This is a genomic window from Streptomyces sp. NPDC027672, from assembly GCF_055566335.1.
Genome location: NZ_JBVHSO010000002.1, coordinates 709,260 through 732,632, shown reverse-complemented (window position 1 = coordinate 732,632; position 23,373 = coordinate 709,260). Strand labels below are relative to the sequence as shown.

General features: G+C 73.3%; 18 protein-coding genes and 1 pseudogene. 17 read left to right on the top strand and 2 right to left on the bottom strand.

Annotated features, from left to right (window positions below; all coding sequences use genetic code 11):
* Window positions 1–43 precede the first annotated feature (43 nt).
* A complete protein-coding gene (locus tag ACZ4SV_RS07570) occupies window positions 44–1,411 on the top strand; it encodes a right-handed parallel beta-helix repeat-containing protein (protein ID WP_468002250.1) in 1,368 nt (455 codons plus the stop codon).
* Here the strand turns inward: ACZ4SV_RS07570 and ACZ4SV_RS07565 are convergent.
* Together ACZ4SV_RS07565 and ACZ4SV_RS07560 are read right to left on the bottom strand one after the other, a co-directional pair.
* Window positions 1,395–2,090 (bottom strand): hypothetical protein, encoded by a 696-nt coding sequence (locus tag ACZ4SV_RS07565; RefSeq protein WP_468002502.1) that lies wholly within the window; start codon window positions 2,088–2,090, stop codon window positions 1,395–1,397. The genes ACZ4SV_RS07570 and ACZ4SV_RS07565 overlap by 17 nt on opposite strands.
* Before the next feature lie 289 nt (window positions 2,091–2,379).
* On the bottom strand, window positions 2,380–4,827 hold the full coding sequence (locus tag ACZ4SV_RS07560; protein ID WP_468002248.1) for an SdrD B-like domain-containing protein: 2,448 nt from the start codon (window positions 4,825–4,827) through the stop codon (window positions 2,380–2,382).
* Window positions 4,828–6,044: 1,217 nt separating this feature from the next.
* Here ACZ4SV_RS07560 and ACZ4SV_RS07555 point away from each other — a divergent pair.
* The 16 genes and pseudogenes from ACZ4SV_RS07555 (at window position 6,045) to ACZ4SV_RS07480 (ending at window position 23,344) form a co-directional block, all read left to right on the top strand.
* Window positions 6,045–7,358 carry a glycosyltransferase gene (locus ACZ4SV_RS07555; protein WP_468002246.1) on the top strand — a complete coding sequence of 438 codons (1,314 nt, stop codon included), beginning with the start codon at window positions 6,045–6,047 and terminating at the stop codon, window positions 7,356–7,358.
* A gap of 84 nt (window positions 7,359–7,442) precedes the next feature.
* Window positions 7,443–8,669, top strand: coding sequence for a sedoheptulose 7-phosphate cyclase (locus ACZ4SV_RS07550; protein WP_397948084.1), 1,227 nt, complete (start codon window positions 7,443–7,445; stop codon window positions 8,667–8,669).
* On the top strand, window positions 8,659–9,405 hold the full coding sequence (locus ACZ4SV_RS07545) for a cupin domain-containing protein (protein WP_468002244.1): 747 nt from the start codon (window positions 8,659–8,661) through the stop codon (window positions 9,403–9,405). The genes ACZ4SV_RS07550 and ACZ4SV_RS07545 overlap by 11 nt, the downstream gene beginning before the upstream one ends.
* Window positions 9,402–10,331 carry a VOC family protein gene (locus ACZ4SV_RS07540; RefSeq protein ID WP_468002242.1) on the top strand — a complete coding sequence of 310 codons (930 nt, stop codon included), beginning with the start codon at window positions 9,402–9,404 and terminating at the stop codon, window positions 10,329–10,331. The genes ACZ4SV_RS07545 and ACZ4SV_RS07540 overlap by 4 nt, the downstream gene beginning before the upstream one ends.
* The gene (locus tag ACZ4SV_RS07535) at window positions 10,328–11,128 is read left to right on the top strand and encodes an HAD-IA family hydrolase (RefSeq protein ID WP_468002240.1); all 801 of its coding nucleotides are present in this window, start codon (window positions 10,328–10,330) and stop codon (window positions 11,126–11,128) included. The genes ACZ4SV_RS07540 and ACZ4SV_RS07535 overlap by 4 nt, the downstream gene beginning before the upstream one ends.
* Entirely contained in the window at window positions 11,125–11,892 is a 768-nt protein-coding gene (locus tag ACZ4SV_RS07530; protein WP_468002238.1) for an SDR family NAD(P)-dependent oxidoreductase, read from the top strand. Before ACZ4SV_RS07535 ends, ACZ4SV_RS07530 begins: the two co-directional genes overlap by 4 nt.
* A gap of 65 nt (window positions 11,893–11,957) precedes the next feature.
* The gene (locus tag ACZ4SV_RS07525) at window positions 11,958–13,241 is read left to right on the top strand and encodes a glycosyltransferase (protein ID WP_365876626.1); all 1,284 of its coding nucleotides are present in this window, start codon (window positions 11,958–11,960) and stop codon (window positions 13,239–13,241) included.
* A 203-nt stretch (window positions 13,242–13,444) separates the two neighbouring features.
* Window positions 13,445–14,584 (top strand): MFS transporter, encoded by a 1,140-nt coding sequence (locus tag ACZ4SV_RS07520; RefSeq protein ID WP_468002236.1) that lies wholly within the window; start codon window positions 13,445–13,447, stop codon window positions 14,582–14,584.
* 55 nt (window positions 14,585–14,639) lie between these two features.
* Window positions 14,640–15,335 (top strand): annotated as a pseudogene (locus tag ACZ4SV_RS07515) (MFS transporter); the annotation flags it as partial.
* Window positions 15,333–15,905 carry an MFS transporter gene (locus ACZ4SV_RS07510; protein WP_468002500.1) on the top strand — a complete coding sequence of 191 codons (573 nt, stop codon included), beginning with the start codon at window positions 15,333–15,335 and terminating at the stop codon, window positions 15,903–15,905. The pseudogene ACZ4SV_RS07515 and the gene ACZ4SV_RS07510, both read left to right, overlap by 3 nt.
* Window positions 15,906–15,956: 51 nt before the next feature.
* Window positions 15,957–18,446 carry an NUDIX domain-containing protein gene (locus ACZ4SV_RS07505; RefSeq protein WP_468002234.1) on the top strand — a complete coding sequence of 830 codons (2,490 nt, stop codon included), beginning with the start codon at window positions 15,957–15,959 and terminating at the stop codon, window positions 18,444–18,446.
* An 18-nt stretch (window positions 18,447–18,464) separates the two neighbouring features.
* Window positions 18,465–18,917 carry a hypothetical protein gene (locus ACZ4SV_RS07500; protein WP_468002232.1) on the top strand — a complete coding sequence of 151 codons (453 nt, stop codon included), beginning with the start codon at window positions 18,465–18,467 and terminating at the stop codon, window positions 18,915–18,917.
* Window positions 18,914–20,083 (top strand): sugar phosphate nucleotidyltransferase, encoded by a 1,170-nt coding sequence (locus ACZ4SV_RS07495; protein ID WP_397935415.1) that lies wholly within the window; start codon window positions 18,914–18,916, stop codon window positions 20,081–20,083. The genes ACZ4SV_RS07500 and ACZ4SV_RS07495 overlap by 4 nt, the downstream gene beginning before the upstream one ends.
* Entirely contained in the window at window positions 20,080–21,141 is a 1,062-nt protein-coding gene (locus tag ACZ4SV_RS07490; protein WP_468002229.1) for an ROK family protein, read from the top strand. The genes ACZ4SV_RS07495 and ACZ4SV_RS07490 overlap by 4 nt, the downstream gene beginning before the upstream one ends.
* Entirely contained in the window at window positions 21,138–22,043 is a 906-nt protein-coding gene (locus ACZ4SV_RS07485) for an SDR family oxidoreductase (protein ID WP_468002227.1), read from the top strand. Before ACZ4SV_RS07490 ends, ACZ4SV_RS07485 begins: the two co-directional genes overlap by 4 nt.
* Before the next feature lie 59 nt (window positions 22,044–22,102).
* A complete protein-coding gene (locus tag ACZ4SV_RS07480) occupies window positions 22,103–23,344 on the top strand; it encodes a glycosyltransferase family 2 protein (RefSeq protein WP_468002225.1) in 1,242 nt (413 codons plus the stop codon).
* The last annotated feature ends 29 nt before the right edge of the window (window positions 23,345–23,373 follow it).

The following is a 23,373-nucleotide window of genomic DNA, read 5'->3' as shown; positions in this document are numbered from 1 at the left end:
TGACCGGCCCCGCGCCGGGGCGACTTCATGCCAGGATGAGGTCATGCCTCGTCTCCGCCTTCGCGTGCTGGCCGCGTCAGTGTCCGCACTGACCTGTGTACTGACGGGCTGCGGGCCCGGCGACGACGGGCCGGCCGACGGCCGGCGGCCCTCCGGGGCGCATGTGACGATCCACGTGCCGGCCGACGCCCCGACGATCTCGGCCGCGGTGTCCCTCGCCCGCCCCGGCGACCTGGTGCTGGTCGCGCCGGGCGTGTACCACGAGTCGGTGAAGGTCTCCACGCCCCGGGTCACCCTGCGCGGCGAGTCCCGGGACAAGGTCGTCATCGACGGGCGGTTGCGGCAGCCGAACGGCGTAGTGGTCACCGCGCCCGGCGTGGCCGTGCAGAACCTGACCGTGCGGAACAACACCCAGAACGGGGTCCTGGTCACCGGCTCGGCGAAGGCGGCCGCCGGGCTGCCGGGGCAGTCCGGGGGCTACGACACCGGCGACGAGCCCGTCACCTTCCTGAAGTCGTTCCTCGTCTCGTATGTGACCGCCACCCGCAACGGCCTGTACGGCATCTACGCGTTCTCCGCGCAGAACGGCGTCATCGAGCACTCGTACGCCTCGGGCGGCGCCGACTCGGGCATCTACGTCGGACAGTGCAAGCCCTGCCGCATCGTGGTGCGGGACAACATCGCCGAACTCAACGCGGTCGGTTACGAGGGCACCAACGCCGGCGGAGACATGTACGTGGTCGGCAACCGCCTCGTCGGCAACCGGGTCGGACTCACCACCAACTCCGACCACCAGGAGAAACTGCTCCCGCAGCGGGGCGCCGTCATCGCGGGCAACCTGATCGCCGCCAACCAGCAGCGGGCCACCCCGGAGCAGGCCGACGGCGGGTGGGGCACCGGCATCGGCGTCGACGGCGGCAGCGACAACCGGTTCCTGCGCAACCGCGTCGCCGGCAACGCGGGCGCCGGGCTGGTGATCACGGCGACCGCCGACATACCTCCGGTCGGCAACCAGATCGTGGACAACACGTTCACCGGCAACGGCGTCGACGTGAGCTGGACGTTCCCCACCGCCACGCGGGGCCGGGGCAACTGCCTGCGCGGCAACGCCCTGCGCGCCACGGTGCCCGCCCGGCTCACGACAGCCGCGTCCTGCCCGGTCCCGGCCGGGACGCCCTCGCCGGCCGGCCGGTGGGGGACACCCGCGGCACCCGGTGGCATCCCGTTCACCGAGGTCGCGGTGCCCGCGCCGCAACCGCAGTTCCCGCACGCCGCGACCACGGGCGCCACCGCGGTCCCGGCCGTCCCGGCGCTGCCCGACACGGCGGACGTCCCGCTGCCGTCGCCGTCCCTGCTCGCCGCGGGCGCGCGGGTGCGGACGTCCGGCCCGGCGGCTACCGGGTCGGGGTGAGTCCCGGCACCGGCCGCACCGGTACGTACCTCTGGGTGTCGAACGCGATGACCACCGGCTGCGCCTCGGACCGCACGCTGACGCGGACCCGGTACATGGTGCCGTCCGGGCCGAGCCAGTAGCGCACGGTGTCCGCCGTACCGGAGCGGTCGCGGGAGGACGGCCCGGTCATGACGTCCACCCGGCGCCCGTCCACCCGGTCCCGGCCCCACCAGGAGGCGCCGTTCTGCGGCAGCAGCTCGGCGTTGTCCGGCCGGTCGCTGCCCAGCTTGAGCGCGATGGCCAGCGAACTGTCCAGCGCGCTGCCGGACGACCGCAGCGGACGGCCGTACCAGCCCGAGCGGGGCGGCGACGCGGGCGCGTGCGCCGGGGCGTCCGCCATCGGGTGGACGAACACCGAGGTGGCCGTCCACTCGATCAGTCCGTCGCCGGAGGTGTCGCGGCCGCTGCCGTGCACCACGCCGTAACCGATCTTGCCCCGGTAGTCGACGGACCCGGTGACGACCAGCCCGCCGGCCGCGCCCGGCACGGTGATCGTCATCGCGCGGCCCCGCGCCTCGTAGTTGCGGAACCGTGTGATCGCCAGCCGGTTCGCCTCGTCCGAGGTCAGCGCGCGCGGACCGCCGGACTCGGAGCCGCCGTCGGCCAGGAGGACCGCGGCCACCGCGGCCACCGCCACGGCCACGGTGCCGAGGACGGCCGCCGCCCAGCGGGGCCGCGGCCATCGGCGCCGGCCGGCCGCACGGCCCGGTGGAGCCGGCCGGATTCTCCCGCTGCGCACGCGGTTCGACGCTGGCACTCTTCTTCTTCACCCTCTCGGTCACACTGCCCGGCCGCGCGTGGTCGCGGCGGCCGGGCAGTTCGGTGACGGACGACGTCAAGGCCGGCCCCGGCGGGCCGGCCTCGGCGTGACCGTCCCCACCGCGTCATGCGGACGCGGTGGGGACGGTCACCGTGGTGTGCTCCGTTCAGTTCGTCCGGGTACGACGCTTCCGGGTCGCGAACGCGATGACCAGACCCGCGCCCGTCAGCAGACCGACGAGGCCGATCAGCTTCGGCAGCCCGGACATGCCGGTGTCCGCCATCGATCCCGAACCCCCGTCGCCGGGACCCGGGTTGGCGGGCGGCACGGGGGACTGCGGCGCGGAGGACGGCGGCGTGGAGGCCGGCGGCCCGCTCGGGGTGGAAGTCGGGGTCGGGGTCGGGGTGGGGGTGGCGGTAGGAGTCGGGGTGGGGGTCGGGGTCGGGGTCGCCTCCGGGATGTACACCCCGGCGTCGATCGTGTGGTCGACGCCGCCCGGCTTGTCGGGGGCGGTGACCGGCGCGAAGCCGTTGCACAGCCGTCCGGTGGTCGGCGGAGTCACATTGGAGTCGTGCGCACGGCTGGCGCCGGCCCGCGGGAGCGTGAACCGCAGCTCGCTCGCCGGGGGTTGTCCGGGCACCTGGCTGGTGTCCGCGGTGCACACGTCGAACTGCACCGTGTACTTCGCGCCCGGCGTCAGCTCGTACGCGGCGCCGACACCACCGAAGTAGTACTCGCCGGCGGCATCGGTCTTGGTCGTGGCGACCTGCTTGCCGTCCGCGTCCAGCAGGTTGACGGTCGCGTCCGGCAGCAGCACGTGCCCCGGGTCCTGGATGCCGTTGTGGTCGCCGTCGAACCAGACGACGTTGCCGATCTGGATCGGCGCGTTGGCCGCCGCGTAGGCGATGTCACCGAGCCCGCCGGCCTTGCCGAAGCCGCCTTGTTCCCGGCTGACGAACTGGAACCCGTTGCCCGTCGGGTTGTTGCCCGGGCCCATGCCGGTCGTGATGTGGTGGTAACCGGTGCCCGAGGTCGCGACGTTGACGACCGGGTCGAACTCCGTGCTGACGACCCACTGCTGCTGCGGGATGTAGGCCACGGATCCCAGCGAGGTCTCCTGGTGTGCGTTGGCGTAGAAGTCGCCTGGGAAGTACTCGACGACGTCGGCCGGCTGGCCGCCGTTGTTGGCGGGAGTGGCGTGGTTGGGGCAGCTCCCGGTGCCTTCCCACTGGTATGCGCCGGTGGCGGTGGCGCAGACCATGGTGATGTCACCGCCGGACATGCCGTTCTCCGCCGTGTCGTTGCCCGGGCGGGGGTCCAGCCCGCCCCAGCTGAGCGCGTCCATGAAGCGGTCGCGGAAGCCCAGGATCATCGAGCCGTCGCGGCCGAAGGCGAGGGAGGCCAGCTCCGGCTGCGGGTCGATGTAGACGCTGCCCGCCTTCCGGTCGTCCCACGTGTCCAGGCCGGTGTTCCACGGGTTCCAGTGGGTGGCCTTGTCGCCGGCACCGAAGACGCTGCCGCGCACGTCCGTGAGCGCGTGGCTCAGCACCGTGGTGAACCGCTTGCCGTCGTAGGTGGCGACGACGGCCTTCAGGTCCGCGCGCTGCTGCGTGCTCTCCGCGCTGCACACGCCCGCGACGTACAGCGTGTTGTCGTGGACCTGGAGACCGAACGGCCGCCAGTCACCGGGGCTCGCGCACCCCGGGTCCGGGATCCGCACCGTCGACTTGGGCCGCGAGGCGGTGGCCCCGGTCGCGTCGAAGGTCACCAGGCTGCGGGTCAGCAGGTTCACCGCGTACAGCGTGGAGCCGTCCTCCGACAGGGCCAGGCCGCCGATGCTCTCCTTGCCCGGTGCGTCGGTGAACCCGGCGTCCTTGATCAGGTTGGCGGTGTCGTGCGCCGTCACCGTGGCGTCCGGCACCTGCGCGAACAGCTCCGGCGCACCCGAACCGCCGAGCGGCACCGTGTAGATGGCGCCGCCGCCCTTCGGTCCGTACGGGGCGTACCGGCGGGCGAACGCGCTCTGGAACAGCCGGGTCCGGTACGTGTCGTACGCCAGCCCGAACGTCGTGCCCACCTGGTCCTGGGTGGCCAGCGTGGCCGGGCACGCCACATCGGTGGGACAGGTGCCCCGGGTGTCCGTGCCGAAGGCCACCAGGGCCCGGTTGTCGGTCGAGTTGGCGCCGTTCTGGACCGGTACGAAATACCGGGAGTCCGGCAGCGCGTAGTCGGCCGGGTCCCACACCCCGGTCACCACCGAGGCGTTCTGTCCGTCCGACACGTCCACGAACGACGTGAAGCTGTCGAAGTGGTTCTCCGCCGTCGACGCGGGTGCCGCCCGCAGATAGCGGCTGTACGGTGCCGGGACGCTGACGTCGACGCGGTAGTGGCCGCCGCTCAGCGCGGCCGACCCCGGCACCACGACCTTTCCGGTGGCATCCGTGACGCCGGTGACCTCGTGCCCGGCGGGGTCGGAGACCTCCACCTTGATGCCCTGCTGCGGCACGTCCATCGTCGTGTTGATCACGCCGGTGCCGAAGAAGTCGCGCAGGACCTCGACCGTCAGCGTGCCGTCGGCGGCCGCGGCGGCGGCCGGTCCCGCCGTCGCTCCCATGGCGCCGCCTGCCAGTAAGAGGACGGATAACCCGGTGCGGGCCAGCGGCTCCGCAAGCCGCCGGGCCGACCGGCGCGAGTCTCCGCGGACTCGGTTCATGGCATCACACTCCGCACTTCTCTTGTCTTGACAACGAAGCCCCCGCTTCTCGCCGCACGCCCACTTCGCGGCCCCGGACGCGGGCGCCGGGGCAAAGAAAAAGGGCCCATCGCTGGTGCATGGGCCGCTTTATGAGGATCTTTCGAGGAGGATGCGGGTGTGCCGTAAGCATCGCGGGCCGGAAAAAGCGAACACCCGTTCCGGCTCTCGGGCAGGACCACCCGGGATCGTGTGTTTCCGCAGCTCGATCACGGTACCCCCACCCGCCCACCCACCTCGCCGACCGCCATCGCGAGCAGCGCGCGACAGTCTAACCATCGGTGTCTCGCCGTCACCAGCGAAACCGGCGTATCCGTCGGATTGCGCAAGCGCCCGGGAAAAAGGCGGCCGGAAAACGCGGCCGGAAAGACGTGGCGACAGCGGGGTAACGGCCGGACGCGGTCCCGCGGGGTACGCGCGCGGCGCGCGGATCGCGGTCACGGATGACGGTGACGATGCGGCAGACCCCACGGGCCGCGCACCGCGCGGGTCCCGCCCGCGCGGGTCGGGCGCCGCGCGGGTCGGGCACGGCCCCCGGGAGGCGGTCCGGACGCGGGCCCCGCCGGCGGCTTTGACCCGGCATGGGGCGGGCGAGAGCCGGTTCAGGGTAATCCGAAACCTGAACTTGACTTTTTCTTGGGAACCGGGGCCGAAATGTCGTGACGGGCCCCGGTTCCGGTGCACGGAAGGTTAATAACGCGTTCCACGGGAGAACAACACATTTCCGGAATGAAAAGTTGATCATGATGGCCTGTCCACGTTGGCTGATTCCTTTGCTACGTGTCCCGAAGAACCTGTCCACATCCTGAACACCGCAGGTGGCAGCTTGATCCAAAAGAGTGGGTCGGTTGCCTCGCTGGCTGGTATTAATTGCTTGACCGATCAAGTGAGCGCTCTCTAGGATCTTCATGGATCGGACCCTTAAAGAACTGCATGGTCGTAGCAGACAAGATTTGTCATAGCCATCCGTCGCGCGTTGTCGGAATACGAGGAAGGTGGCGGACGTGGGGTCGTTGGTCAGTGAGGTGTCACCCGGCTCCGTCAGCGGCGCGCCCCGTGGAGTTTCCCTGCCCGCACGGGTGGCGCAGGCCTTGGCGCAGCGCACCGTCTGGCATCTCAACAGCACCGCCCGCGGTGGTGGTGTCGCTGATTTACTGGAGAAGGCCATAGGCCTGCACAACGAATCCGGACTGCGGGCCCGCTGGCTGGTGCTCACCGGTGACGCCGAATTCTTCGCGGTGACCAAACGGCTCCACCACCGTCTGCACGGCAGCCCGGATCCGGTGGGCCCGCTCGGCGCCGCCGAGCGCGAGACCTACGAGACCACCACCTCCCGCCAGGCGCGCGAGGTGCTGGAGCGGGTGGCGCCCGGCGACCTCTGCGTCCTGCACGACCCGCAGACCCTGGGCCTGGCCCCGCACCTCGTCGCCGCCGGCCTGGACGTCGCCTGGCGCTGCCACATCGGCACCGGCGCGCACTCCGCGGTGGTCCGCGACACCTGGACCTTCCTGGAGCCGTATCTGCGGGCGCCGGCCCGGTGCGTCTTCTCGGCCGAGCGGTACGCCCCGCCCGGCCTGCTGCGACAGCAGGGGAAGGTCGTCGTGCTGCGGCCGTCGATCGACCCCGCCGCCCGCAAGAACCGCCCGATGACGCAGGCGGCGGTGCACGACCGGCTGCGCGCGATCGGCCTCCAGGCCGGGCCCGGCCGGCCCGCGGCCGCACGCACCGCCCGCATCGTGCAGGACCGGCCCCTCCCCGAGGACGCCCCCCTGGTCCTCCAGGTGTCCCGCTGGGACCCGCTCAAGGACATGGCCGGGGTGCTGCGCGGCTTCGCCGAGCACGTCGCGCCGGTCCGGGACGACGTGCACCTGGTGCTCGCCGGACCGGACCCGGACGACATCCCCGACGACCCCGAGGGCGCGCGGATCCTGCACGAGCTGCGCGGCGCCTGGGAAGCGCTGGACGGGCCGGTCCGGTCGCGCGTGCACCTGGTCAGCCTCTCGCTGCTGGACGCCGACGCCAACGCCGACTCCGTCAACGCGCTGCAACGGCGCGCCGACGTCGTCGTACAGAAAAGCCTGCGGGAGGGGTTCGGGCTGACCGTCACCGAGGCGATGTGGAAGGGGAAAGCCATCGTCGCCAGCGCGGTCGGGGGAATCACCGACCAGATCCGCGACGGATACGAAGGCACCCTGGTGCGAGATCCCCATGACCTTCCCGCATTCGGTCGCGCGCTGCTCCGTCTGCTGGCGGAAAGCGATCTCCGGGAGCGGTACGGAACCGCCGCCCACCGCCGCTGCACGAAGGAATTCCTTATCTACCGGGAATTCATGGACTACTGCTCGCTCTATACCGGTCTCTTACAGGAAACCCCGGCCGCCACGCATTCGTGAGCGGTGCGGAAAAACCTGCGGAGGCCGGACCCGTATCACGTGCACCATTTCCTTTCCATCCGTAACCGATGAGGAAGCGACGACATGGAAAGCCTTGTGCAGTCAACCGCCCACACCCGGTCGGACACCGAAGACACCGTGGTCTCCGCTCTGATCCGCAATGACGGCAACCGGACCGAATGGCTGGTCCAGGCCACGAAGCCGGTCCGCTACGAAGTGCGCATGGTCGACGGACTCCTCGACCCCGCCCACCCCGACCTGGCCCTGGCCGGCGTCACCGAACGCACCGGCAACCGCCGGTTCATCGTCCTCGACGACCACGTGGAGCGCTTCTACGGGGACCGGCTGCGCGCCTATCTGGACGCGCACGGCCTGGAGCCGTCCTTCTGCGTCCTGCCCGCCGAGGAACGCACCAAGACGATGGACAGCGTCGCCCATGTGGTCCGGGCCCTCGACGAGTTCGGGATCTCCCGGCGGCACGACCCGATCATCGCCATCGGCGGGGGCGTCCTGCTCGACATCGTGGGCTTCGCCGCGAGCATGTACCGGCGCAGCACGCCGTACGTCCGCGTCCCCACGACGCTGATCGGCATCGTGGACGCCGGCGTCGGAGTCAAGACCGGTGTCAACTTCGGCAGTTACAAGAACCGGCTCGGCACCTACTTCGCCCCCGCGCTGGCCCTGCTCGACAAGACCTTCCTGGCCACGCTCGACGAACGGCACATCAGCAACGGCCTGGCCGAGATACTCAAGATCGCTCTGGTCAAGGACATGCGCCTGTTCTCCCTGCTGGAACGGCACGGCGCCGCACTGGTGTCCAGCCGGATGCAGGCGCAGGGCGCCGAGGGCGACGTGGTGCAGGAGGTGCTGGAGCGGGCCATCCACGGCATGCTCGAGGAACTGCAGCCCAACCTCTGGGAGAGCGAGCTGCAGCGCCTCGTCGACTACGGGCACACCTTCAGCCCCACCATCGAGATGAGAGCGCTGCCGGAGCTGCTGCACGGCGAGGCCGTCGCCGTCGACATGGCCCTCACCACCGCCATCGCCCGGCACCGCGGCATGGTGACCGAGGGCGACCAGCGGCGCGTCGGCGGTGTCATGCGACGGCTGCGCCTCCCGCAGCACCACCCGGTGTGCGAGGTGGACAGCCTCGCCGAGGCGCTGGAGGACACCGTCCGGCACCGGGACGGGCTGCAGCGGCTGCCGCTCCCGGTGGGCATCGGCTCCGCCCGGTTCGTCAACGACGTGACGGTGGCCGAGATCGAGCGGGCCCTCGCCACGCTGGCCGCCGGGGGCCTCGATGCGGCCTGACCTCCAGATCTCCGACCTCGGCTCCCCGTCGCACGTCCACGGCGTGCACGGCGCGGCCGGAGTGACCCAGTGGCGCTCGCTCGCGACGGGGCGGGGGCTGCGCGGCCCCTACGAGGCGGTCGAGTGGGCCTGCGTCCCGCCCGGCGGACTCAGCGGCGAGCATCTGCACAGCCGCACCGAGGAGGCCTACGTCCTGCTCACCGGCCGGGGTGAGGCACTGCTCAACGGCGAGCCGCACCCGGTGCGGGCCGGCGAGGTGATCCTGACCGGTCTCGGCGCGACGCACGGCCTGCGCAACACCGGTGCCGAGCCGCTGAGCTGGCTGACGCTCGAAGTTCCCGCCCCCCGCACGATGGCCCTCACCCACACGCCCTGGAAGGACGCTCCCATGACGGATCCGCACGCCGGCGAAGCGGTGGTCGTCGACCTCGAAGAGCTGCGGGACGTCGATCCCCGGCCCACCCTCCAGGGCCCGCTGCACCGCATCCGGCTGCTCGAACTGGCCCCCGGCGCGGTGGAGCGCCTGCCCGGACAGGACGCCGAGCACACGGTGTTCGTGCTGTCGGGCACCGCGACGGCGTCCAGCGGGTCCGGTGACGTCACCGTACGGGAGGGCATGTCCGTGACCACGTCCGGCGGCGAGGACCTCCGGCTCACCGCGGCCGCCACGACGTTCCGGGCGGTGTGCGCCAGTTTCGTCGTCCCCTCGCCGCTCGGGAAGGGCGCGGGCCGGTGATCGTCACGGACAGCGGCGCCGCCTCGACCCTGGTGGACGGCGACGGCCGCAGCCGGCGCTGGCGCTGTCTCGCGCGCCGCGGCATGCTCTTCAGCGAGTGCGAGTCCATCGACCACATGACCCTGGAGAAGGACTCCGTGCTGCACGCCGACCCGGAGGCCGGTACCGAGAGCCTCTGGTACGTGGTGCGGGGCGACGCCGCCTTCCACACCGACGGCGACGGCCAGAGCCGCCCGGTCCGGGACGGCCACGCCGTCCTCGTCCCGGCCGGCGCGTCCGGGCGCCTGGTGGCCGGTTCCGCCACGGAGGTCGTCGTGGTGACCTGCGTACCGGACGCTACGGCGCGGCGCCTGCCGCACCGGGCGCCGTCGCTCCCGGCGCCGGCCCGGGGCATCCCCACCGCGACCAACGTCGACCACATCGCCTACACCGTGCCCGACCTCGACGAGGCCGTGCGCTTCTTCGTCGACGTCCTCGGCGCCGACCTGCTCTACCGCGAGGGCACCATCCGCGCCGACGACGACTGGATGCGCGAGGCGCTCGGCGTGCATCCGCGCGCCACCGCGGACATCGCCATGCTCCGCCTCGGACCGGTCACCAACCTCGAACTGTTCCAGTACACGGCACCGGACCAGAACCCGGTCCCGCCGAAGAACAGCGACGTCGGAGGCCACCATCTCGCCTTCTACGTACGCGACATCGACGCGGCGACCGCGTACCTGCGCCGCCAGCCCGGCGTGCGGATCCTCGGCGACGGACCCCGGACCGTGGACAGCGGGCCCATCGCGGGAGACCGCTGGCTCTACTTCCTCAGCCCCTGGGGCATGCAGCTCGAACTGATCAGCCTCCCCGGGAGACTGCCGTACGAGGAGGAGACACCGCACCGCCGCTTCGGGCCGTGCGACACCTGGACGGTCGCACCGTGACCGGCGCACCGCCCCGGGTCGGCACAGGGCCGCGCGCCTTGCCGGACGCGGGAGAACTGACCTGCCGCGCCGTGCTGTTCGACCTGGACGGCGTCCTGGTGCGGTCGGAAGCCGTGGTGGAGCGGTCCTGGACCGAATGGGCCCGCGGCCGGGGCCTGGACCCGGCCGGCGTGCTCGCCGCCTGCCACGGCCGGCGCTCCGTCGAGGTGATCGCCGCGTTCGCCCCGGATCTGGACGCGGAGGCGGAGGCGGCCCGGCTGGAGGCCGGGCAGGCCGCGGACGTCGACGGCCTGGCGCGCTGCGCCGGCGCGGACACCGTGCTCGCCGCCCTGTCCGGTGCCCCCTGGGCGGTGGTGACCTCCGGGAGCAGGGCCCTGGCCGTGTCCCGGCTGCGCGGCACCGGACTGCCGGTGCCGGACGTCCTGATCACCGCCGACGACGTCGAGCGCGGCAAACCCGCGCCGGACGGTTATCTGGCCGCGTCCGCCGCGCTCGGCGTCCCGCCCGCGGACTGCGTCGTCGTGGAGGACGCGCGCCCCGGCGTCCTCGCCGCGCGCGCCGCCGGCATGCGCGTCGTCGGAGTGAGCGGCACCGCCCTCGGACCCGAAGAGCCGCTGGACCGGATCGTCGGCACGGTGGGCGACCTCGCTCCCCGCGCCGAGGCGGGACGCGTCGTCCTGCTGGGCGGCGCCCCACGGCCGGCGCGGACGGTCCGCACCGGCCCCTCACACACCGGCCCGGCTGCCCCGGCCGGCCCCGCGCACGACCCGGGAACACCTTCCAAGGAGGCGTCATGAGCGGAGATTCGCCCACCGTCGGCCTGGTGACCGCGGCATCCGGCGGCATCGGCCGCGCCGTGGCCGGGGAACTGCTCGCCCGGGGCGTCGTCGACCGGCTCGTCGCCGTCGATGTCGCCGAACCCGCCACACCGCTGCCCGCGGGCGCCGACTTCCGCCGGTGCGACCTGCGGGACCCCGCCGGGCTGGCCGAACTCGTCGCGGACCTGCCCGCCGAGCTGTCGGTGCTGGTGAACGTGCTCGGCGGCGAACAGCGGCCGCCCGTCGCACCGGTGACCGACGTGGCCTGGCCGCCGCCAGAGGTCTGGGACGACATCATCGACCTCAACGTCTCGGCCGCCTACCGGCTGACGCGGGCCCTGGCCGGCCGGCTGGTCCCGGGCGCGGCGGTGTGCAACGTCAGCTCCATCGCCGCGGCGATGCCCTGGGCGGTCTCACCCGCCTACGGCGCCGCCAAGGCCGCCCTGGAGCACTGGAGTTCCTCCCTGGCCGTCCTCCTCGGACCGCGCGCCGTCCGGGTCAACCTGGTCCGGCCCGGGTTCGTCTGGAGCCGGCAGTGGGCGGCGGTGGACCGGGCGGAGTTCGAGCGCGTGGTGGCCGACCGGGTCGTCCTGCACGAGGCACCGCCGTACACCAGCCGGGAGCAGACGGCCGCGGACATCGCCGCCGCGGTGGCGTTCCTCTGCTCGCCCGACGCCCGGCACGTGACCGGGCAGGCCATCAACGTCGACGGCGGGGCGACCCTGGTCCGGGCCGCCCGATGACGGACCCCGCCGTGCCGCCCCCGTTCCCGGGGCGGGTTTCAGCCAAGAGAAGGGCAGACATCGTCATGCAGGAAGAGACCGTTCCCCGGCTGTCCGTGGTCATCCCCACGTACAACCGCGAAGGTCTGCTGGACCGGACCCTGGCGTCCCTGGTGCGGCAGGACCTCCCGGCCTCCGACTTCGAGGTGGTCGTCGCCGACGACGGCTCCTCGGACGGCACCGCCGCACTGGTCCGCTCCTACGCGGACCGGCTCCGGGTGCGCTACCACTTCCAGGAGGACCTGGGCTTCCGGGTGGCGGCCGCCCGCAACGGCGGGGCCAGGCTGGCGACCGCCCCGGTGCTGGCGTTCCTCGACACCGGCATGATCGTGGGCCCGGACTGGGTGCGCGCCCACCTGGACGTCCACGCGGCCGGCCGCCGGCAGGCGGTGCTCGGCTACTCCTACGGCTACAACCCGGCGAACCCGTGCCGGGAGATGGACGGCATCGTCGACACCCTGCCGCCCGAGGAGGTGGTGCGGCGGCTGATCGACGTGCCGTCCTTCCAGGACATGCGGCTGCCCGACTACGAGCGCTTCGGCTTCGACCCGGGCCGCATGGCGATGCCCTGGGTGTTCCTGTGGACGCTCAACTTCTCGGTGCCCGCCGACGAGTTCTGGGCGGTCGGCGGCTTCGACGAGGACTTCACGGGCTGGGGCGTCGAGGACATCGAGCTGGGGTACCGGCTGCACCGCAACGGCAACGCCATGGTGGTCTCCCGTGCGGCGTGGGGGATCGAGCTGCCGCACGAACGGGCGTACGACGCGGCCACCGTCAGCATCCTGCGCAACTGCCAGCGGTTCCTCGACAAGCACCCCGGGGTGCAGACCGAGCTGTACTGGGCGGCGTCCGCCCGGGCGGTCTCCGCCGGCGGCCTCGTCGACCCGCTGGAGGTCGAGTGGGAGGACCTGCTGGCCTGGACCGCGGCGGCCGAGGGACGGGACGCGGCCGGCGAACTGGCCGAGAGCACCCGGGACCTGACCGGGCGCGACGGCGATCCGCTCCGGGTCGCGGTGTTCGGCTGCGGTGCGCAGCTCCCGGCGGAGTGGGCGCACGCGAACGCGCGGTTCACCCTGTGCGACTTCGACGCCGAAGCCCTGCGGCAGGCCGTGGCCGGCGCCCCCGCCACGGTCGTGGAGTCCGTGCAGCTGTGCGGGATGCGCACCCCCTGGGCGGACCGGCAATTCGACCTCGTGGTGATCACCTCCCGGCTCGCGGGCGGGCTGTGGAGCCGCTGGGGCGACCACGTGCTGGCCGAGGCCAAGCGGCTCGGCGGCGAGGTGCGCGCCCCCGCTCCCGAGCACATGTGAGGCCCGCGGCGGCCGGTGACGGGCGGCCGGAAAACGACCATCGGCCCTTTATTTTCAGGAAGCCTGCCTGAAAAATGGGCGCCCGTCCGCCCGCGCCGGACCGCCGCACGTGCCTTGTCGTCATCGCACCCCGAGGAGAACCCGCCATGAAAGCGTCGACCGACCGGCCCGCAGGGCCACGCCCCGGGGCACGCAAAGCGCGCGTGCGCACCGCGACCGTCTTCGCCGTGCATGGCGCCGTCGCCGGCAGCTTCGCCACCCGCATCCCCTGGATCGTCTCCCACCTGCACATCAGTGACGGCTCGCTCGGCATCGCCCTGCTGGCCCCGGCCCTCGGCTCCCTGGTCGCCATGCCTCTGTCCAGCAGGCTGGTCCACCGGTTCGGCGGGCGGGCGGCACTGCGCACGCTGCTCACCGCCTGGTGCGTCGCGCTGCTGCTGCCCGCGCTCGCCCCCGACCTGGCGCTGCTGTTCACCGGGCTGCTGGTGTTCGGGGCGGCGTCCGGCATGGCGGACGTCGTCATGAACGCCGCCGGGGTCGAACTCGAACAGGAGGTGGGCCACTCGGTGATGGCGAGCATGCACGGCATGTGGGGCGTCGGCGGACTGGTGGCCTCGGGCGCCGGGTCGCTCGCCGCGGCGGCGGGCGTGGACGCCCGGATCCACTTCGCCGCCGCGACCGTCGTCCTCGCCTCCGTCGGGCTGTACGCCATCCAGGGGGTGCCCGACATCCGGCCGCGGCCGGGCCAGGAGGAGCCGCCGCGCTTCGCGCTGCCCCCGCGGTCGGCCCTGGCCATCGGCGCGGTCGGCTTCTGCGCCGTCTTCGCCGAAGGCGCCAGCGGCAACTGGAGCGCGCTGTACCTGAGTTCCGTCGCCCACGCCTCCGACGGCGTCGCCGCCGGCAGCTACACGGGCTTCGCCTGCGCCCTGGCCGCCAGCAGGCTGCTCGGCGACCGCCTGGTCCGGCGGATCGGCGTGGTGAACGCGGTACGGCTCAGCGGGGCCGTCGCCAGCGCCGGCCTGCTCCTCGTCGTCCTCGCCCGGACCCCGGCACCCGCCATCTGCGGCTTCGCCCTGGTGGGCATCGGCGTGGCGGTCGTCCTGCCGCTGTCCTTCGCGGCGGCGGGAGCGGCCTCCGCGGACACCAGCCGTACCATCGCCGGCGTCGCCACCCTCACCTACACCTCCAACCTGCTGGCGCCGGCCGTCATGGGCTTCGTCTCCGACGCCACCTCGCTGCCGGTGTCCTTCGCGCTGGTGGCCGTGCTGACCCTGTCACTCGTCTTCATGGCCTCCGTGCTGCGCCCGTCCGCCACACCCGCCGAGGCGGCCCCCGCCGCCTGACGGCCCAGCGCGCACGCGACAGGACCCCAGCCGCCGCCCGCGGTCACCCCGCCGAGGGCATCGATCCGGAGAGACAGCCCGCATGGACATCACCACCGACCGCACCGCGCTCCGGCGCGGACGCACCGCCACCTCCCTCCTCTTCCTGCTGTTCGGCGCCGCCCTGGGCGCCTGGACCAGTCGGATCCCCAGCGTGAAGAGCCATCTCGGCCTGGGCGACGGCCTGCTGAGCCTGGCTCTGCTCTCCTTCGCCCTCGGGGCGATCGCCGGCATGATGGTGCTCGGCCGGCTCGCCGACCGGTACGGCAGCACCCGCGTCATGGTGCCGATGGCACTGCTGGAGGGACTCCTCCTCATCCCGCCCGCCTACATGCCGAACCTCGCCGCGCTGATGCTGGCCCTGTTCCTGTTCGGACTGGTGCACGGCACGCTGAACATCGCGATGAACGCCAACGCCATCGAGGTCCAGCGGGCCTGGGGCCGGCCGATCATGTCCTCCTTCCACGCGGTCTACAGCATCGGCGGCTTCCTGGGCTCGGCGGCCGGCGGACTGTTCGCCCGGCAGGAGCTGAGCCCCCGGGTGACCTTCCTCTCGGTGGGCGGCTGCGTCGTCCTCATGGCGCTCTGGGCGGCCCTGTGGGCCCTGCCGGCCGGCACCGGCGCCACCCCGGCCGAGGCCGGCCCCGCCCGGCCCGAGGGCCGCAGCGTCATGCGCTCGCCGCAACTGTGGTTCCTCGGCAGCCTGGCGATGTGCGCCCTGGTGGGGGAGGGCACGGCCGCCGACTGGAGCGCCGTCTACCTGCACGAGGACCTCGGCAGCTCACCCGGCTTCGCCGCGTCGGCGTTCGCCGCGTTCTCGATCGCGATGACCGCCGGACGGCTGCTCGGCGACCGGCTCACCGCGCGCTTCGGCCCGGTGGCGCTCGTACGGGCCTGCGGGGTGCTCGCCTCGGCCGGCATGACGGCCGCCCTGCTCGTGGACCGGCCCTGGGCGGGAGTCGCCGGATTCGCCTGCCTGGGTGCGGGCATGTCCTGCATCGCCCCGCAGGTCTACTCCGCGGCCGGACAGCGCGACCCGGCCCGCGCGGGCGCCGCGCTGTCCCTGGTGGTCAGCCTCGGCTACGTCGGTTTCCTCATCGGCCCCATCGTCATCGGCAGCGTCAGCACCTTCGTCGGACTGCCCCTCGCCCTCGGCCTGCCGGCCCTCCTGGTCTTCCTCGTGGCGCTCGGCGCGTCCGCCCTGCGCCCGGCCGGCCGCACCCCCGAGACCCCCGGCCGCGCGCAGGACACCGGGCTGGTGCCCGGCTCCGGACGCGGCTGACCCCTCCCTCCGAAACCGACTTCCCGTATCCCCGAACGAACAGAGGGTCCGGTGCACATCATCGAGTGTCACTTCGAGTTCAGCGGCTTCGACGACCACCTGGTCAAGGCGGGCACCTCCGTCTACCTGTGGAACCTGGCCCGGCAGTTCCGGGACCAGGGACACCGGGTCGGCGCGGTCACCCCCGCCCACGGCCTGCTGCCCCTGCTGCGCGAACGGTACGAGGTCGTCGACCTGGACTGGCGGACGGACGACGAGATCCCGGTGCGGCTGGACCCGGCCGAATGGCCGGACCACCCCGACACGGTACGGCTGCCGGTGTCCGTGCGCGCGCACCGGATGACCGTCGACGGCATCGACATCGTGCTGCTCAGCGGCGGCGTGCTGGACACCCACCCGGACTCCTTCTACCCGCCCGCCGGGCTCAGGGGCCACGACCTCACCGCCCTGAAGACCCTCGTCTTCCAGGTCGCCGCCGCCCGGTACGTCCGGCAGCGCGTCCCGGCGGGCGCGGTCGTGCACCTGCACGAACCCGTCCACCACTACCTGCTGCCCGCGCTGCTCGCCGGCCACGGCTTCCACGTGGTCTCCACCGTGCAGACCAACCTCGCCGTCAACACCAAGGTGTACGGCCCCGAGGTGCGCGCCGTCCTGCGCCACGAGAGGGCCGACGCCTCGGTGGCCGACGGGCTGGCGGACCCGCCGCTCGACGGCCACCTGGAGCGGGCGATGCGCGCCTACCTCCCGCGCACCCTGCTCTACGCGGACTCCCCGGAGCGCCCGGGCCACGACTATCTGCCCGTGCTGGGCCTGGTGTCCCGCTCGGTCGCCGCGCTGGACTTCCTGTCCGACGGCCAGCTTGCGCACGCGCTCACCCAGGCCGGCACCCCCTTCGAGCAGCTGTTCCAGCGGCTGGCCGTACGCCGGGAACTCCGGGCGCGCACCGATCTGATGACCGTCGGCGGCTGTGCCATCGGCGACGAGTGGCTCGACGTGCCGCGGTCCGAGGAGCGCCGCAAGCGGACCCTGGACGCCCTGGGCCTGGACCCCGCGCTGCCCACCCTCTATCACAACGCCCGCTACTCGGTGCAGCACAAGGGCCAGAAGGAACTGTTCCGGGGAGTGCGGCGCCTGCTGGACGAGGGCCACCGGGCCAACGTGCTGCTGCACTGCCTGTCCCCGCGGCCCCCGCACGACGAGGACCTGACCGCGCTGGAACGCGACCACCCCGGCCTGGTGCGCGTGCGGACGGGCCCGATGGGCACGCCGGAACTGATGGACTGGGCGGCCTCCAGCGACTTCTGCGTCTTCCCGTCCAAGTTCGAGATGGACACGTTCCTGATGGCGATGGGCGAGGCCATGGCCGCGGGCTGCGTGCCCGTCGCCACCGCCCAGCAGGGGATGCGCCACTTCGGGCACACCGAGGACCTGGACGCGCCCGGCGCCACCGGGCTGGCGCTGCCCCGCTCCTTCCGGGTGGACGACGAAGCGCTGACACAGGCGGTGCACGACGGCGTGCTGCGCATGCTCACCCTGTGGCACGAGGACCCGGGCCGGATCGCGGCCCTGCGCGCCAACGCCGTTGCCACGGGCCGCAGTTTCACCTGGAAGGCCGCCGCCGACCGGTTCCTCGCCGTGTTCGCCGCCTGCGCCGAGGGGCGCCGGCCGGCGGACGCCACCCCCGTGGTCCGCTCGGTCCTCGCCGGCGCGGGCCACGCGCCGCTGCCGGCCGGACAGGGCCGCGCCCACCGCAGCGGGGACACCGTGCGGGTGCGGTGGCGGGGCACCGGCCTCGGCCGGGTCGAGGTCGTGCCGGCCGCCCCGGACCCCGCCGTGGTCCCGCTCGCCGCGCAGCCGCCCGGAGACGTGTTCACCGGTGAGGTCCCCGCCGCCGGCCCGGTGCTGGCGCTGCTCGTCACCGGCCGTGACGGCAGGTCGGCGTGGAGCGCGCTGGAGGTGCGGGACGAGCCGGAGCTGACGGCCACCGGCTCCACGGTGGTCTACGAGAACCGCTGGATGAGCGTGCGGGAGGACACCACCGTCAGGGCCGACGGCACCCCGGGCCTGTACGGCGTGGTGCACAAGCCCGACTTCGCGGTCGTCGTCCCCTACGCCGACGGCGGGTTCCACCTGGTCGAGCAGTACCGCTACCCCGTCGAGGGACGCTACTGGGAGTTCCCGCAGGGCTCCTGGGAGGACCGGCCGGACGCCGACCCCCTGGAACTGGCCCGGGGCGAACTGGCCGAGGAGACCGGGCTGACCGCCGCCACGATGACCCCGATCGGGCATCTGTACGCCGCCTACGGCTACAGCGACCAGGGCTTCCACGTGGTCCTCGCCACGGACCTCACCCAGGGCGAGCCCCGCCTCGAACCCGAGGAGGCCGGCCTGGTCAGCCGCTGGTTCCCCGAGGACGAGGTGTGGCGGATGGTCGCCGAGGGCCGGGTCAAGGACGCCTCGACCCTGGCGGCCCTCGCCCTGTTCAGACGGCACCTGGAGAACAGCCGGCCGGACGCGCCGGCCGCCGACGACCGGAGCTGACACGCGGAAAGGGCACACATGGGAACCCACGTATTGGTGGTGCACACCCGGCCGAGACCCGGCGCGGAGGCCGAGTACCACCGCTGGTATGACGACTTCCATCTCGACGAGGTGCTCCGGGTCCCGGGCTTCACCTCCGCCCGGCGGCTCCAACTGCTCCCGGGCGAGGCGGGCGAGGCGGGCGAGGCGGGCGACGCCGGTGGTGCGCTTCCCCTGGGTCCGCAGGCCGGGCCCGGCAGCCACCTCGCCCTGTTCACGGTGGAGTCCGACGACATCGACGCCACCATCGCCGCGTTCCGGCACGCGCAGACCACGATGCGGACCCCGGCCTGCCTCGACCCGGACAGCGTGGCGCTGAGCTGGTGGCGCTGCCTGGACCGGCACACCACCACCCCGGACCCCGGCCACCCGGACGGCGCGAGCACGGCACCCACCCCAGCGTCCCGCGACAGGAAGGCCCCCACGCCATGAACGCACGGCCCGAACCGACGACCGCGACGCCGCCGCCCGCCCCGGGCGGGACGGAGGGAGTACGCGCCGTCCTGCTGGCCGGCGGGGAGGGCCGGCGCATGGGCCCCCTGGGGCGCGGCCGGCTGAAACCACTGGTGCCGTTCGGCGGCACCGCCCGGCTGATCGACTTCAGCCTCGCCAACGCCCGCCGCTCCGGCTTCCGCGACGTGCTGCTGCTCTCCCAGTACGAACAGCGCCGGCTCATGGACGACCTGCACACCGTCTGGAACCGCGACCCCGCCTTCCGCGTGCACTTCGGACCCTACGACCAGGCCTACCGCCGCTCGCCCGGCGCGCTGCCCGACACCGTGCCCGAGCGCACCGGCCCCCGTGAACGGGGCACGGCCGACGCCCTGATCAGCAAGGCCGAACACGTCTTCGCGGGCGACCCGTCCGAGATCCTGGTGCTGCACGCCGACCACGTCTACCACTTCGACTACGGCGACATGATCCGCCGCCACCGCGCCTCCCAAGCCGCGCTCACCGTGTCGTACCAGCGCGTCGAACGGCGCTACGTCCACCTCTTCGGCATGGTCGAGTTCGACGCCTCGGGGAACCTGACCCGGTTCGTCGAGAAACCCCCGGAGCCGACCAGCGACCTGGTGTTCGCCGCGTTCTGCGTCTTCGACGCCGCGGTGCTGCGCCGCTACCTCGACCGGCTCCAGGGCACCGACTGGCAGCACGACATCAGCCGGGACGTCATCCCGGCCATGCTGGCCGGCGGCGAGCGCGTCCGCGGCTACGCCGTCGAGGGCCATTGGGAGGACATCGGCACCGTCGACCGCTACCACCGGTCCCACCTGGGACTGGTGCGCCGGCCGCCCACCATGCCGCTGGCGGACCTGCCGCTCACCATCCGCCCCGACCTGCCGCCCCGGTACCTCGACGACGGCGACGGCGTCCGGTCCAGCATCGTCCGCGACGACCTCGTCAACCGCGGCCTCCTCGACCACTGCGTGGTCTACCCCGGCGTACACGTCGGCACCGGCGCGACCGTACGGGACTCCGTGCTGCTGCCGGGCGTCCGGATACCCGACGGGGCCCGGCTGGAGTCGGTCATCGCGCTGGAGGACGGCACCGTACAGCCCTGCGACCGGGAGCCCTCGACCGCCGGGACGGCGTCATGACCGCCACCGGGACCACCGCGCCGGGACCGGGCCGGCCCGTGGTGGCCGACCTGGGCGGCACCACCCTGCGCATCGGCCGGATCGCGGCGCACGGCGGCGTGGAGGCGGTGCGCCGGGTCGCCACCGACGGCATCGGCCGCCACGGCCCGGGATCCGCCCGCACCCTCCAGGACCGGGTGCTCCGCCAGCTCGCCCGCGAACTGGAGGAGTACCTGCGCTCACCCGCCGGCCACGGCGCGAGCGCGGTGGGACTGTCCTTCGCCGGTCCGCTGGCCAAGGACGGCGTCGTCCGCGCGGCCCCCACCCTGTGGGGCGGGCGGGCCGACCCCGTGCACGTCGGCGACCTGCTCTCGGCGCGGCTCGGCCTGCCGGTGCTGGTCGCCAACGACATCACCGCCGCGGCCTGGCGCTATGCCGAGCGGGAACCGGAGCCGTTCTGCCTCATCACCATCAGCTCCGGCATCGGCAGCAAGGTCTTCCGGCACGGCGAGGTCCTCGTCGACGACCAGGGGCACGGCGGCGAACTCGGCCACTGGCGGATCGACCTGAGCGAGGACGCGCCGCCCTGCGACTGCGGCGGCCGGGGCCACCTCGGCGCCGTCGCCTCCGGCCGCGGCATCCTGCTGGCGGCCCGCCGGGCCGCCGCCGCCGACCCGCGGGCCTTCGCCCGCTCCGCGCTCGCCGCTCCCGCCGGAGACCGCCCGGAGGGCATCACCAACGAGGCGCTGGCCGGGGCCGTCCGGGCCGGCGACCCCTTCGCGACCGAGACCCTGCGCGGCTCGCTGCGCCCGCTCGCCTCGGCCGTCGACTGCCTGTTCACGGCCATCGGCGTCCGCCGCTACCTGTTCATCGGCGGCTTCGCCGTCGCCGTCGGGGACCGGTTCGTGTCCCTGCTGGGCGACGAACTGGTCCGGCACGGCTGCTTCGGCCTCGACGACGACGAGACGCGCGCCATGCTCGCGCTCGGCGCCGCCGACGACAACCACTGCCTGATCGGCATGGGCCGCATGCTCGACCGGTTCCCGCACCCCGTCCCCGTCCTGGAGGAGAGCGTATGAGCACCTTGGTGATAGGCAGCGGATTCGTCGGGCGGGCCGTCGCCGCGCATCTGCTGGACTCCGGTGAGAAGGCCGTGGTGGCCTCGCGGACACCCCCGCCCGCGGAGACCGGTCGGGAGGCGCCGTGGACGGCCCTCGACGTCACCGACCCGGCGGCGGTCCGGCACGCCCTCGACACCACGGACGCCGAGCGGATCGTCCTCGTCCACGGGCCGTCCGACGTCACCTGGTGCGAGGAACACCCCGAGGAGACCCTGCGCGGCCACGCCGGCGCGGCACGCGTCGTGGCCGAGGCCGCCGACGGCAGACGGATCGTGCTGATCTCCACCGACAACGTCTTCGACGGCACCGTCCAGGCCCCCGACGAGACCACGCCGACCCGCCCCGCCAACGCCTACGGCCGGGCCAAGCTGGCCGCCGAACGGATCCTCGCCGAACAGGACGCGGCGACGGTGCTGCGGGTCAGCCTGATCTACGGCTGGGAGCCCGCCACGGCCCCGAAGTGGCTCAACTACTTCTCGTCCTGCGTGCACCGGCTGCGCGCGGGAGAGCAGATCACGGCCCCCACCGATCAGTGGACCACCCCGGTCCTCGTCGAGGACGTCGCGGCGGTCACCGCCGCCGTGCTGTCGGCACCGGCCCCCGCACTGCTGCACCTCGGCGGACCCGAGCGGATCTCCCGCGCCGACTGGGCCCGGCTCGTCGCGCGCGAACTCGGCCTGCCCGAGGACCGGGTGACGGGACAGCCGCGCGCCCTCGGCCGGTACGCCTCCCGCCCGGAGAACACCTGCCTGGCGAGCACCCTGCTCACCGTCCACCCGGCCACCGCCGGCGTCCGGGTGCGCGGAGTGCACGACGGCACCCGGCTCCTGCTCGGCCGCGCGGAAGCCGCCGTCCACTGACCCCCGCCCCGGCAACCGCCCCACCGACCCCCGCTCTGTGCCGCACAGGAAGGACTCCCGTGGCCGCCCTGATGCCCCACGACCCGGACACCCTGGCCGACGCCGTCGTCACCACCCTCGCGGTCGACGCCGACCCGCAGGCACGCGAGGCCAGCATCTTCTACTGGGAACGCGGACTGCCCTACCGCCAGGCGGTGACCGAAGCCGTCGCCCAGGTCCCCGACCCCGCACTGCTCGAGGCGGCCCGCGCGCTGCGTGACAGACCGGCCGACCCCGCCACCCACGCGGCCCTGCACCGGCGGCTGACCGCGCCGGCGGACGACCGCGCCGCCCCCGCGCTCGACAAGCTGTTCGCCCAGGCCTGGCAGGCGGAGTCCAACTCCCGCCTCGGCTACCACCTGGGAGCCCGCTACCGCCCCCACGAGGGCGACGACGTCACCCCCGAGCGGCTGCACGCCCTGGGCCGCCAAGCCGCCCCGAGCGCGCCCGCCGCCTCCGGCGGGGACGCCGAGACGGTCGTCATCGTGCCGTTCCGCGACCGCGGCCCCGGACGCCGGCTGCGCAACCTGCTGGCCTGCCTGCTCGCGCTGCGCGACCAGTCGGTGCCGGCCTCGTCGTACCGGGTCGTGGTCGTGGAGAGCGACGACACGCCCCGCTGGCGGGACGCCATCACGCCGTACGCCGACCACTACCTCTTCGCCCGCAAGGACGGCCTCTTCAACAAGTCCTGGGCGGTGAACGTCGGCGTGGTCAACGCGCCCGGCCGGCCGGAGGCCGTGTGCATCCTGGACGCGGACGTGCTGGTCGACCGCGACTTCATCGCCCGCAACACCGCCCGGTTCCGGGAGCGCGGCACCATGGGGCACCTCAGCTACCGCGACATGTGGTGCCTGGACGAGTCCGCCACCTCCTGGGCGATCGAGGAACGCCTGTGGCGCGGCGCCGCGCAGGTGGACAGCGACCACCTGCGGGCCTTCGTGCTCCGCCGGCCGCCCGGCTGCTGCGTGTGGGTCCGCACCAGCGCCTTCCACCGGATCGGCGGCATGGACGAGCGCTTCGAGGGCTGGGGCGGCGAGGACAACGACTTCGCCTACCGCATGGACACGCACTCCGCCTTCGACCAGTACCGCGATCCGCTGCTGCACATGTACCACCCCTCCTCCGCCGTGCTGCGCGAGGACGGGGAACTGATCAACGCGCACATCCCCGCCCTGACCTGGGGCCCCGGGCAACGCCTGGGCGACATCGAGCGGTTCGCGACGCAGCGCGCCGACGACGGGACGAACGCGGTGACGAAGTGACGACCGATTTCCACCCTGACGAAAGGCGG